Annotated in this window: 13 protein-coding genes; 8 read left to right on the top strand and 5 right to left on the bottom strand. The window is 63.0% G+C overall.

All coding sequences use genetic code 11. The features are described from left to right. Positions 1-117: 117 nt before the first annotated feature. Positions 118-255, bottom strand: a complete 138-nt coding sequence (locus HGP12_RS24050) for a hypothetical protein (protein WP_168841316.1) — start codon at positions 253-255, stop codon at positions 118-120. Between the two features lie 210 nt (positions 256-465). On the opposite strand from HGP12_RS24050, the gene HGP12_RS24055 reads away from it, so the two are divergent. Beyond that, positions 466-1,086: a 2'-5' RNA ligase family protein gene (locus tag HGP12_RS24055; protein ID WP_168841317.1), complete on the top strand. Its 621-nt coding sequence runs from the start codon at positions 466-468 to the stop codon at positions 1,084-1,086. A gap of 9 nt (positions 1,087-1,095) precedes the next feature. Here the strand turns inward: HGP12_RS24055 and HGP12_RS24060 are convergent, their stop codons facing one another. Together HGP12_RS24060 and HGP12_RS24065 are read right to left on the bottom strand one after the other, a co-directional pair. Next, on the bottom strand, positions 1,096-2,733 hold the full coding sequence (locus HGP12_RS24060; RefSeq protein WP_168841318.1) for a SulP family inorganic anion transporter: 1,638 nt from the start codon (positions 2,731-2,733) through the stop codon (positions 1,096-1,098). An 88-nt stretch (positions 2,734-2,821) separates the two neighbouring features. Continuing rightward, positions 2,822-3,766 carry a LysR family transcriptional regulator gene (locus HGP12_RS24065; protein ID WP_246703519.1) on the bottom strand — a complete coding sequence of 315 codons (945 nt, stop codon included), beginning with the start codon at positions 3,764-3,766 and terminating at the stop codon, positions 2,822-2,824. A gap of 25 nt (positions 3,767-3,791) precedes the next feature. On the opposite strand from HGP12_RS24065, the gene HGP12_RS24070 reads away from it, so the two are divergent. From HGP12_RS24070 to HGP12_RS24095, 6 genes are all read left to right on the top strand, one after another. Next, positions 3,792-4,766 carry a quinone oxidoreductase family protein gene (locus HGP12_RS24070; protein ID WP_168841319.1) on the top strand — a complete coding sequence of 325 codons (975 nt, stop codon included), beginning with the start codon at positions 3,792-3,794 and terminating at the stop codon, positions 4,764-4,766. Positions 4,767-5,026: 260 nt separating this feature from the next. Beyond that, the gene (locus HGP12_RS24075; protein WP_168841320.1) at positions 5,027-6,208 is read left to right on the top strand and encodes an MFS transporter; all 1,182 of its coding nucleotides are present in this window, start codon (positions 5,027-5,029) and stop codon (positions 6,206-6,208) included. A 115-nt stretch (positions 6,209-6,323) separates the two neighbouring features. Continuing rightward, positions 6,324-7,385 (top strand): succinylglutamate desuccinylase/aspartoacylase family protein, encoded by a 1,062-nt coding sequence (locus tag HGP12_RS24080; protein WP_168841321.1) that lies wholly within the window; start codon positions 6,324-6,326, stop codon positions 7,383-7,385. Positions 7,386-7,485: 100 nt separating this feature from the next. Beyond that, on the top strand, positions 7,486-7,842 hold the full coding sequence (locus HGP12_RS24085; RefSeq protein ID WP_168841322.1) for an ArsC family reductase: 357 nt from the start codon (positions 7,486-7,488) through the stop codon (positions 7,840-7,842). A gap of 10 nt (positions 7,843-7,852) precedes the next feature. Next, positions 7,853-8,326, top strand: coding sequence for a Cys-tRNA(Pro) deacylase (ybaK, locus tag HGP12_RS24090; RefSeq protein ID WP_168841323.1), 474 nt, complete (start codon positions 7,853-7,855; stop codon positions 8,324-8,326). Between the two features lie 96 nt (positions 8,327-8,422). Next, entirely contained in the window at positions 8,423-9,676 is a 1,254-nt protein-coding gene (locus HGP12_RS24095) for an aminopeptidase (RefSeq protein WP_168841324.1), read from the top strand. 74 nt (positions 9,677-9,750) lie between these two features. On the opposite strand, the gene HGP12_RS24100 is transcribed toward HGP12_RS24095, so the two are convergent. Then, entirely contained in the window at positions 9,751-10,341 is a 591-nt protein-coding gene (locus tag HGP12_RS24100; protein WP_168841325.1) for an NAD(P)H-dependent oxidoreductase, read from the bottom strand. Then, positions 10,341-11,957: an exodeoxyribonuclease VII large subunit gene (gene xseA, locus HGP12_RS24105; protein ID WP_168841326.1), complete on the bottom strand. Its 1,617-nt coding sequence runs from the start codon at positions 11,955-11,957 to the stop codon at positions 10,341-10,343. Before xseA ends, HGP12_RS24100 begins: the two co-directional genes overlap by 1 nt. A 238-nt stretch (positions 11,958-12,195) precedes the next feature. Between xseA and HGP12_RS24110 the strand changes: the two genes are divergently transcribed. Beyond that, entirely contained in the window at positions 12,196-12,423 is a 228-nt protein-coding gene (locus HGP12_RS24110; RefSeq protein WP_168841327.1) for a homogentisate export protein, read from the top strand. Positions 12,424-12,443: the final 20 nt, after the last annotated feature.

Genomic DNA, 12,443 nt, shown 5'->3' on the forward strand with positions numbered 1-12,443 from the left:
CACTTGCTATGAAAATCGTCCTCGGGACCGTCGAATTCAACCCGATTCTTGCAAAGATCGGCAATTGCCACCGTTTTGGCGACAGCGGAGCGAGCGTGAGACAATTGCAGGCAGGTGTCAGTATCCGCCGCCGGTCGGAGCGGAATTCTGTGTCATGCCGCTGCCGGAACCGCTGTTGCCCGTGGTGGAGCAAGAAGGGATGCCAAGGCCGATGAGAGCGAGAAAAATGGCCGAAAAGACTGATCTGGTGAACATGGCTGTCATTCCTTGTTGGTGAGAATGGGCGCGAAAGCCCGAACCTGGAATGAACGGATCAAGCCGGCCTTTTATTCGATCGTTTTTTGAGAAGCTTACGGCCGAAAAGCTCCATCGGCGCAAATGTTCATGATCTGTTCTTGATTTGGCAATTGCCCTTGCGGTCCAAACACAGGAGGAGGCAAAGCGGTACGGCTTTGTAGCGATCCCATGAAGAAGAGCAACGGGCAGCTCTCGCTCAATCTCGGCGGAGGGTCGCATGGCGGCACGCAGCCATCAAGCGATCGAGGACCAATCAGCGAACTCTATTTTGCAATCCTTCCCGATCCGGTAACTGCCGCACGGAGCCATAAGCTTGCAGGCAACTTCCATCGGCAATACCGTTTTTTCGCGAAGCCACGAAGCGCTGATCTCCTCCATGTAACGCTCTACACGATCGGCTCGTTTCGCTGCCTGCCGGAGGAGGCGGCGTTTGCGGCTATGGAAGCAGCCTCGAGGGTTAGGAAGCCATCCTGCCCCGTGGTTTTCGATCGGGCCGTCAGTTTCGGCAATGGCGATAATCGCGCACTTGTTCTATGGAACAAGGATGGGAACGCCGAACTCAAGGCGATCTACCAAGAATTGGTCGATGCCATGCGACTCACCGGGATTACACCGGCGAAAGAAAAGCCTGTCGAACCGCATATGACGCTGCTCTATCAAGGCCGGCTCGTTCCCGACATCGTGCTTGAGGAACCGGTGAGCTGGACTGCGAAAGACTTCGTCCTCATCAACAGCCTGCAGGGTCACTCAATCCATCAGCACCTTTGCTATTGGACGCTGCGCGACTGAGCGGCATGTTCAAGCCTTCGGCTGATTGCCATTCATCACAGCCGTCACGGCATCGTCGACGCTGAAGCTGCAGCGGTGCTCGACGTCGGCAACACCGGCGGCCGTCATGAGATCGCGGACGCGGTCATGCACGCGGGCAAACTGGACGCGTAGACCCCTGCGCTGCATGACGCCGTCGAACTCCATCAGGGCGTCCATCGCGGTGCTGTCGATATCGGAACTCTCCTCCAGGCTGAGGATAACCGCCTGCAAGCCGGTTTCGCCGCGGCTGCCCGACAGGATCTCGCTGAAGATCGTATCGGCATTGCCGAAAAACAGGGTTTCTCCGGGGCGCCAGATGGCAATACCGGGTATTTCGGAGGCATCGTCATGCCTGCCGACATCGATGAAGTCATGACTGTCGTTCAGCCGGCCGAGGCGAGCGACATGCGGCGAAGCCAGGCGGTGCATCATCGCCGCGAGCGAAAGGGCGATCGCCAGCAGCATGCCGTTGAGGACGCCGAAAGCCAGCACGCCGACAGCAGCGCCCAACGCCACGTAAAAATCGCGATGGAGACGGCGCAGACGCAGGATCGGGCTGGGGTCGAGCGCATGGGTCAGGGCCGCGATCACGACGGCGGCCAGCACCGGCTCGGGCAGAAGCGCAACGAGCGGCCCGGCGCAGGCAATCAGGATCGCAAGGCCGATCGCCGCGAAGACGGTGGTCGCCCGCGTCTTCGCCCCCGCTGCCTCGCTGGCGAAGCCGGCCGAAAATCCCGCGCCGACCGGCATGCCCTGGACGATGGCGCTGGCAATGTTCGCGGCACCGAGCGCGCCAAGCTCGCGGTTGATCTCCAGCGTCTCGCCGTAGCGCAGCGCCAGAGCCCGCATCGTGCCCCAGGATTCGGCAAAGAGGATGAGCACGAGAGGTACCGTGAACTGCACCAGGCGCGAATAGGCGGCCCAGCCCGCATCCGGCAGCGACGGCCATTGCGGCAGGATCTCGATTGCCCCGACCAGCTTGACGCCATGGCCCTCCAGGCCAAAGAGGTAGGAGGCGAGGATGCCCGCGGCAAGCACGAGAAAAGCGCCGGGAATGCCCGGCAGCCGCTTCAGCAGCAGCAATGCCGCCAGTGCGACGATGCCGACGGCAACGCTGATCGGATTCCATTGCAGGGCCGCGCCGAAGAGTGCTGCGGTGTAGGTGAGAATGTTCGAACCCTGCACGGGCACGCCGACCAGGATCGGCAGCTGATGCAGGATGATGGTGATTGCCAGTCCCAGCGCGAAGCCGCGCAGCACGGGCCGTGAAATAAAGCCGGTGATGCCGCCAAGGCGCAATGCGCCGGCAACGGCGAACAGAATGCCGGCAAGCGCCACGGCAACCGTGGCAAGGCCCGCCTTGACCGTGGCATCGCCCGGAACCACCGCCAACGTTGCGGCGAGAATGGCGGCCGAGGAGGATGTGGGGGAGACGATCGCAAAGCGGCTGCGGCCGAATAGGGCATAGACGAGACATCCGGCAATGCCGGCGAGAATGGCCCGATGCGGCGGCAGACCGGCAATACCGGCATAAGCGACCGCTTCCGGCAACATCAGTCCGGCGACCGATACGCCCGCGACGAGATCCGCCCTATCCACCACGAACCAACTGCCCAGCTTCGTCATCGGTCACCGACTATAGGTATGGCCCATCCACCCATGGATAGAGATTCGCCGCCGGGCTGCAACAGGAAAATACAGGTCGTAACCGGTCTTACGCAGCCGCCTCCGCGCTGCGCAACGGACAGCTTCCGCCGACGATGTCGCTGACGAAATCCATCACCGCGCGGATGGCCGGCGACCGGCGCAGATCAGGATAAGTGACCAGCCAGAGGTCCCGTGTGGGGGAGGGAACCGCCGCCGGCAGGCGCGTCAGCTCCACTTCGCTGTCGCCCAAAAAGGTTGGAAGCGCCACGACGCCGAGGCCGGCGCGGGCGGCCTCCAGCTGTCCGAAAACATCGGTGGCGCGAAACACGATCGGGCGGCCTTCCAGCAGGCTTCGAAGCCAGGTCTGCTGCGTCAGATGCTCCATTGCCGCGTCGTAACCGATGAAGACCCAATCCGCCTCGGGCTTTTGCGCCACGGCCGGAATGGCGTAGAGGCCGAAGCGAATGACGCCGATACGCCGAACCAGGAGATCGCTCTCCTCCGGCCGCGTCATGCGCACGGCGATATCGGCCTCCCCGTAGTTGAGCGCGGCGCGGCGGGTGACGCCGGCAATCGTCAGGGTAATGTCCGGATGCTCTTCGCGGAAGAGAACCGCCTTCGGGGCAAGAAGATGGGCCGCGATCGACGGCGGCGCGCTGACCTTGACCGCCGCGGAAAGCCCGGCGACGGCGCTCTTTGAATAGCGCCTGATCGCTTCGACATTCTCCACCATCCCCGCCACCAGTTCGGCAATGGCGCGGCCGTCGGCCGTCAGCGGCGAGGTACGCGGCCGCCGGTCGATCAGGCGCAGATCGAGCGAACGCTCCAGTGCGGCAATGCGGCGGCCAACCGTTGCGTGATCCACGCCAAGCTCCCGCGCCGCTGCGGAAAGCGAGCCGGTTCGCGCGAGGGCGGCAAAGTGAAGAAGGTCCTGCCAGTCGATCATCGGTGCATTATTGCACAGATGCGGTGAGTTCATACCGAATTTATTCAGGTCGATGTTTATGGTCAAAGATCTCCCGAAAGGAGACTTCAGCATGCCCCTAGCGATTGCCATTACCGGCCCGGGCGGACCCGAGGCCATGAAAGTCGTCGATCTCCCCGCCACCGAGCCGGGTCCCGGCCAGGTCCGGATCCGCCAGAGCATTTCCGGCGTCAACTTCGTCGACATCTATGTCCGTTCCGGGCTCTACCCGCTGCCGCCCGGTCAGAGCGTGCTCGGCTTCGAAGGCGCCGGCATCGTCGAGGCCCTCGGTCCCGGCGTCAACGAGCTGAAGGCGGGCGACCGCGTCGCCTATATCGGCCATCCGCTCGGCAGCTATGCCGAGGTGCGCACGTTATCGGCCGCCCGTCTGGTGAAATTGCCCGATGGCGTCAGCGAGCGCGTCGCCGGCAGCACCATGCTGCGCGGACTGACGGCGCATATGGTGCTCCAAAAGGTCTATCCCGTGAAAGCAGGCGAATGGGTGCTGGTTCACGCGGGAGCGGGCGGCCTCGGCCAGCTCGTCACGCGCCTTGCCAAGCGGATCGGCGCGAACGTCATTGCGACGGTCGGTTCCGAAGCCAAGGTTGGCTTCGCCTACGAGGCCGGAGCCGATGTGGTTCTCCTGCACACAGCCGAGGATTGGGTCGTGGAAACGCGCCGCATTGCCGATCGCCGAGGCGTGCATCTCGCCATCGACGGCATCGGCGGCACCATGCTGTCGCAGACCTTTGCCGCCGTCCGTCCTTTCGGAATGGTCGCAAGCCTCGGTCAGGCGGCCGGCCCCATTCCGCCGATCCAGATAGAGGAGCTGACCGCTCCCCGCGCGATCGGCCTATCTCGCCCGAGCGTATTGACCTATGCCAACGATCCAGAGCTCTATCGCCAAGGCACGACCGCGCTGATGGCGGCGCTGCAGGCCGGACTGGTCAACCCGATCGGCGCCGAATACGAGCTGAAGGATGCGGCGAGAGCTCATGCCGATCTTGAGGCGGGACGAACGACGGCCAGTGTCGTCTTGACGATGTAAGGCCTTTCAAGCGGGGCCTGCAAAACCGGCCCCGCTTTCGCAATGCTCGGCTTCAGCTCCCACGCACACTCAATTCATCCCGTCAATGGCTTTTGCTGCAAGGCAGCAATTCGTTGACCATGCCCGCCTTTGCCTGATACCGATTGTCCGTGGCGATGCACGGCCTCCGGCTGCCACCGTCATGGCTATCCGATACCGAACCCCGTTCCTTCGTGGCAAACAGCATGGACATCGTTATCGATGTCCGCAGGCGATATCCCGTGAACACTGCCTCCCAGACCATCCGGTCCGCCTCGACCCTATCCCTTCTGTCGATCGTCGCACTGACATTCTTCGGCTATGCCGCCATCGGCCTTCCGCTCGCGGTTCTGCCCACCTATGTCGACAGTGGCCTCGGCTTCGGCGTCGTCTGGGCCGGCATCGCCGTCAGCACGCAATATGTGGCGACCATCGTCAGCCGTGCCCAGGTCGGGCGGCTCTGCGATCAATACGGGCCGCGCCGTTCGGTCTTTCTCGGCTTCCTTGCCTACGGCCTGTCAGGCGCATTGACGATCGCCTCCACATTTGCGGTCCATGTGCCTACGGCGAGCCTTGCCCTTCTGCTTGCCGGGCGGCTGGCGCTCGGCATCGGCGAAAGCTGGGTGAGCACCGCGGCGATCACCTGGGCGATCGGTTTGATGGGATCGCGCGAAACCGTCCGCATCATCTCGTGGAACGGCATCGCCACCTATGGAGGCATTGCGCTCGCCGCACCTTTCGGTGCATGGTTGCAGGGCCAATACGGCTTCTTCACCATCGGCGTCGTCACCATCGTCCTTGCCGTCGCCGGGTTCTTGCTGGCACAGACTCGTCCGCCCGTTCCGGGCGTGAAGGAAAAGGGCATCGGTACCGGCCAGGTCTTGAGCCGCGTGGCGCCATATGGCGTCGCCCTTGCCCTCGCCTCCAGCGGCTTCGGTGTCGTCATGGCCTTCGTCGCGCTGTTTTTTCATAGCCGCAACTGGGAAGGCGCCTCGTTCGCCCTTAGTGCTTTCGGCCTTGCCTTCATGGGCGTACGCCTCGGCCTTGCGCAGGCAGTCGCACGTTTCGGCGGCCTGCCGCTGGTGCGCATCTCCCTTGTCATCGAGATCGTCGGCCTGGTGGCGCTTGCCCTTGCGCCCTCCCCGACCGTTGCCATCATCGGCGCGGCGCTGGCGGGCGCCGGCTTCGCGCCTGTCTTTCCGGCACTCGGAAACGAAGCGATGGAGCGCATCCCGCCGCAGAACCGCGGCGTCGCGCTCGGGCTCTATTCGATCTTTCTCGATGTGTCGCTCGGCTCGACCGGACCGATCGCGGGCCTTTTTGCCGATCATCTGGGTTATGCCGCGCCCTTCTCCTTCGGGGTCGGCGCGGTCCTGCTCGGCCTGATCCTGAGCTTCTGCCTGCGCGGAAACCGCAACCACTGAAGCCATTTTTCGCCGTTCGCCACAATCCTGATTCCGGCGCGCAACGACAAACGGTTGCGGTCCGCAGTCAAGGCTTGGTATGCGTCTCTCATCATGACCAGCAGGAGGCCCGCCCATGAACGTCACCGAAATCGTCATCGAAGGCGACACTCCCGGGATCGCCTGGCGGCTGCCGGTTCTCCATTTTGCCGGCAGCAAGGGCGATGCGCCGAAGATCTATATTCAGGCGGCGTTGCATGCCGGCGAACTGCCGGGCACGGCCTTGGTGCATTTCCTCTGCGAGCGCCTGCGGCAGGCGGAAGCGGCAGGCACCATTCTGAGCGATATCGTCGTCGTACCGCATGCCAACCCGATCGGCGCGGCACAATCGCACTTCGGCGAGATGCAGGGCCGTTTCGACCTGGGCTCACGCACCAATTTCAACCGCGATTTCCCGCTGATTTCGGTCCGCGACCGTGATCTCCTCATCGAAAACCTGGAACGCTATCCCGCTGTCGACCGGCTGAAGCGCCAGCTGATCCACATGGCACTCGGCGCCGATCTGGTGATCGATCTCCATTGCGACGACGAATCCCTGCAATATGCCTATATCGACGAGGCCTTCTGGCCCGAGGCTTCCGATCTTGCCGCGGTATTGAGGATGGATGCCGTTTTGTTGTCGGATGGCGAAAGCTCGGCCTTCGAGGAGGCTGTGAGCTTCGCCTGGAAATACGAAGTACCCGGGGGAAAGAAGGCGAGGCTGCCGGGCAAGCTTTCGGTGACGGTCGAATTGCGCGGCACGCGCGACGTCTATCCGGAGATGGCAAAGGAAGATGCCGCGGGGCTCTGGCGCTTCCTGGCCGCGCGCGGCGCAGTGCAGGATGAAAGCGTGAGGCCCGGCGCGTTCGATGGCCCGGCCGTGCCGCTCGACAATGTGGAGATGATCCGCGCACCGCAGGCCGGCACCGTGCTTTTCCATCGCAATATCGGCGAGCGGGTCGCAGAAGGCGATCTGCTGGCGACCATCATCACCGCGCCCGGCATGCCGGATGGAACCATCGATGTCCGCGCGCCGCAGGCAGGCCTGATCGTGACCCGCGTCTCCGACCGGCTGGTGCGGCGTCGCGGCGATTTGATGAAGATCGGCTCCGATAAGCCAAGCTCCGTCACCCGCAAGCCGGGAACGCTGGAAGACTGATCTATGCAATGGACGAGGGAACGGCCTGGCCACCCGGCCGGCTTTCACCGCGCTTCATTCGCGTGCTATGCCCTACCGGACAGCAAGAGACGGATTCGACATGACGATCACCATTTACGGCATCAAGAACTGCGACACGATGAAGAAGGCCCGGACCTGGCTCGAGGGCCACGGCATCGCCTATGATTTCCACGACTACAAGGCCGTCGGCATCGACAGGGATCATCTGGAGCGCTGGACGAAGGAAGCGGGATGGGAAGTCGTGCTCAACCGCGCCGGCACCACCTTCAAGGCTCTGCCGGAAGCGGATCGAATTGACCTTTCGAAGGACAAGGCCATTGCGCTGATGCTGGCGCAGCCCTCGATGATAAAGCGTCCGGTGCTGGAGGCAGACGGCAAATTGCTGGTTGGATTCAAGCCCGATATTTATGCGGCAGCATTCGGCAAGGCCGCCTAGAGATAAGTCCATGTCAAAAACGACCCGCGCGACGCAAGTGCTGACCCAGGCGAAAGTCGCCTTCACGGTGCATGCCTATGACTACGATCCGAATGCGGAGCGTGTCGGCCTGCAGGCGGCGGAAGCACTCGGCGAAGAGCCGCATCGCGTGCTGAAGACGCTGATGGCGGAGGTGGACGGCAAGCCGGTCTGCGCCGTCGTCCCCTCCGACCACGAAGTCAGCATGAAGAAGCTCGCCGCAGCCTTCGGCGGCAAGTCGGCGGCCATGATGAAGCCCGTCGATGCAGAGCGCCTGACGGGCTATCATGTCGGTGGCATCAGCCCCTTCGGCCAGAAGAAGATCGTTCCGACGGCGATCGAGGCGCAGGCGATGACCGAGACCTATGTCTATATCAACGGTGGCCAGCGTGGCCTGCAGGTGCGGTTGAACCCGCAGGATGCCTTGACCGCGCTCAAGGCCAAGGCCGCGTCGCTGATTGCCTGATGATTTCCCAAAGTCGGACAAACCGCCTTCAATTTCGCAGCAAACCGGTCTAAGTCTTCTGACCATTCTTTCGATATCAGCCAAGCAGGTTTCGTCATGACATCAGCCTCCCCCAACCATCATCCCGTCGATCACGCCAAGCTGGAAAAGCTTGCGGAAGTAGCCGTAAGGGTCGGGTTGCAGCTGCAGGCCGGTCAGGATCTGCTCATGACGGCGCCTGTCGCGGCGATGCCGCTGGTGCGGCTGATCACGCGCGAGGCCTACAAGGCCGGCGCCGGTCTCGTCTCCACCTTCTATTCGGACGAAGAGACGACGCTTGCCCGCTATGAATACGGCCAGGACGTGAGCTTCGACCGCGCAGCGACATGGCTTTACGAGGGCATGGCCAAGGCCTTCTCCAACAACACGGCGCGTCTTGCCATTGCCGGCGACAATCCGATGCTGCTGTCCAATCAGGACCCGAACAAGGTGGCGCGCGCAAACCGCGCCAATTCTGCCGCCTACAAGCCGGCGCTGGAAAAGATCTCGAACTTCGACACCAACTGGAACATCGTCTCCTATCCGAACGCCTCCTGGGCGAAGCTGGTCTTCCCGAACGATCCGGAAGCAATCGCCGTCGCCAAGCTCGCCAAGGCGATCTTCTCTGCCTCGCGCGTCGATGTCGAAGATCCGATCGCGGCATGGGCCGAGCACAATGCCACCCTGCACAAGCGCTCGGCATGGATGAACGGTCAGCGCTTCGCCGCCCTGCACTTTCAGGGACCGGGCACCGATCTGACCGTCGGCCTGGCGGACGGCCATGAATGGCATGGCGGCGCCTCGACGGCCAAGAACGGCATCACCTGCAATCCGAACATTCCGACGGAAGAGGTCTTCACCACGCCGCATGCGCTGCGCGTCGAAGGCCATGTCTCGTCGACGAAGCCGCTATCGCATCAGGGCACGCTGATCGACAATATCCAGGTGCGCTTCGAAGGCGGCCGGATCATCGAGGCCAAGGCGACGCGTGGCGAGGAAGTGCTGAACAAGGTGCTCGACACCGACGAAGGTGCGCGCCGACTCGGCGAAGTGGCGCTGGTACCGCATTCCTCGCCGATTTCGGCGAGCGGCATCCTGTTCTACAACACGCTCTTCGACGAAAATGCCTCGTGCCATATCGCGCTCGGCCAGTGCTATTCCAAGTGCTTCGTCAATGGAGCCACGCTCAGCCAGGAACAGATCAAGGCACAGGGCGGCAATTCCAGCCTGATCCACATCGACTGGATGATCGGCTCCGACAAGGTCGATATCAATGGCATTAATGCGGATGGTTCGCGCGTGCCCGTCATGCGCAAGGGCGAGTGGGCGTAGGGACGCCCGGACATTTCGACGCTATCGTGCCGCGGTACTCTTGCCGCGGCATTTTTTTGACAGAATGCCCGAGCTCAGATCGTCGTCAGGGCTTTCCTGATGCGGGCGAGATGCGCCTTGCGTCCGGCTTCGGTGACGCGGTCCATGTCGTGCAGCGCCAGCATGCGAAAATTCAGCCGCTTGGCGCAAAAGGCGGCGATGCCGCGTTTCAGCAGGCGCCGCACCGGATTGCCCATATAGAGATGCACGATCCACCAGGGCGAGCCGGTTGTTGTCAGCGCCCAAAACAGGCGGATATTGGTGAGTTGCGGCACGATGCGCCCGCCGGCCGGATCGTGGGCAAAGGCAACACCGGGCGCAAAAGCGCGATCGAAAAAGCCTTTGAGAATGGCTGGAAAATTAAACCACCATTGCGGAAAGACCAGGATCAGCCCGTCGGCCGCCCGCAGGCGCGAGACGATGGCATCGACGCCGGACGTATCATAGGGTTGGTCGAAATAACCGCGCCGCTCGGCCTCTGAAAGACAGGGATCGAAGCCCTCGCGATAGAGATCGAGCAGGTCAACCTCGTGCCCGCCGGCAGCAAGCGTTTCCTGCGCAAGCTTCGCTACGGCGGCGGCGAAGCTATCCTCCAGCGGATGGGCCAGCACCAGCAGGATGCGCATCAGAAAAGGCTTCCCTGTTTCGGCGGAGCGGCAGGCTCAGTCGGCTTGGTCGCGCGCTTCTTTGCAGGCGGAGCGCCTGATGATGACGTGGTCGAATACGGCGGCGCGGCATCATCGCCGGTGACGGCGCCGATGCGGCCATCCGTGAATTCGATCGAGATCGCAGCACCCGTCGAAAGCGCCGCCGCCAGCGAAACCGGACGATCGTCTTCGTCGCGCACGACGGCGTAGCCGCGCTTCAGGACATTCTTGTAGGAGAGCGACTGCAGGATGCGCTCCTGCGCCACCAGCTCGCTGCGGGCGCGGGCCAGCTGATGGCGGATGGCGGTATCGGCGTGACGGACGAGATTGCCGAGGCGATCCCGGGCGCGGCCTGTCTGCGCCTCGAGGCGTGATGGCAGTGTGGCAAAGACGGCATCGGCCCGTTCGATGCGGGCGCGGGAACGGTCGAGCATACGCTCGATGGTCCGCTCGGCGCGGGTCATCCGTTCGCCCAATTGCTGACGGCGCTCCGCGATCCGATTCGACAGGATATCCGGCCGCAGCTGCGAGGCCATGCGCTCGAAGGAGCGGCGCTTGTTCAGCGTGTTCAGCTCCAACCCACGGCCGAGACCGGCGGCAGCCTCGTCGAAGCGGCGGCGCGGCAGGGCCAGGATCTGATCGAGCGAAGGCAGGGCGCGTAGCAGCGCGCGCACCGCCTGCCGCCGCTGATCCATCTGTCTCGTCATTCCGCCCTGCAGCCGGGCGGCAAAACTTGCAAGCTGCGCCTCCAGTTCGGCCTTGACCGGCACGGCCATTTCGGCGGCACCCGTCGGCGTCGGCGCGCGCACGTCGGCGGCATAATCAATCAGCGTCCAATCGGTCTCGTGGCCGACGGCCGAGATCAGCGGGATGTCGCTGGCGGCGGCAGCGCGGACGACGGCCTCGTCATTGAAGCTCCACAGATCCTCGAGACTGCCGCCACCGCGCGCGACGATCAGCACGTCGGGGCGCGGGATCGGCCCACCGGGTGCGAATTCATTGAAGCCGCGAATGGCGTTCGCTACCTCGTCGCCGGAACCCTCCCCCTGCACCTTTACCGGCCAGACCAGCACATGCACGGGGAAACGATCGGAGATGCGGTGCAGGATATCGCGGATGACGGCGCCGGTCGGCGAGGTGACAACGCCGATCACATCAGGCATGAAGGGGAGCCGGCGCTTGCGCTCGGGATCGAAGAGGCCTTCGGCGCCGAGCTTGCGCTTGCGCTCCTCGAGGAGCGCCATCAGGGCGCCCGCGCCGGCGGGCTCCAGGGTCTCGATGACGATCTGGTATTTCGACGAGCCCGGGAAGGTCGTCACCTTGCCGGTCGCGATGACTTCCATCCCCTCCTCGGGACGGAATTTCAGCTTGGAAAATGTGCCTTTCCAGATCACCGCGTCGATGCGGGAGCGGTCATCCTTCAGCGAGAAATAGGCGTGGCCCGAGGAATGCGGCCCGCGATAGCCGGAGATTTCCCCGCGCACGCGCACCTGGTCGAACGCATTTTCGACCGTGCGCTTGATCGATCCGGACAATTCCGAGACGGAATATTCCGTCAGGTTCGAAGGCGAATCATTCTCAAAAAAGCTGCTCATGTCCTCCTTCTACCCGATGCCGCGGTAAATGCGGAGCCTGGTGCGTACTCCTTAAGTCTGAATCGATCGAAGGAACGGATTGTGCGCATATTTAAGGTACTGCCGCCTCCTTTGCATGTCCCATAAAGGGCGCGGAGCCTATCGCTTCATGAAACGTTAACCCTGCTGGCAAAGCCTTTTTTAGCCATCCATGCGTAAACCTGTGCAAACAGGTTCTTGGTAAAGAGGATATGGAGCGATGATATTCGCGACCGCCACGATCATCGGTATTGCCGCCGGCCTGCAGCGCACGACGATCGGCGCGCTGCTCGGCGTGGCATTGGTGAGCATCGCCTTCATGGCGACGGTCGCGATATCAATCGTTCCGCCACCGCTGACGACACTGTTCATCGCGCTCGGCGGCTACAATCTAGGCTTCATCGGCTTTCTGATTACGGCGGACATGATGGAGCAACGCCGCGCCTGAGGCGCGTGGCTATCTTTCAG

Source organism: Rhizobium sp. P28RR-XV (genome assembly GCF_012641385.1).
Taxonomy (GTDB): domain Bacteria; phylum Pseudomonadota; class Alphaproteobacteria; order Rhizobiales; family Rhizobiaceae; genus Rhizobium.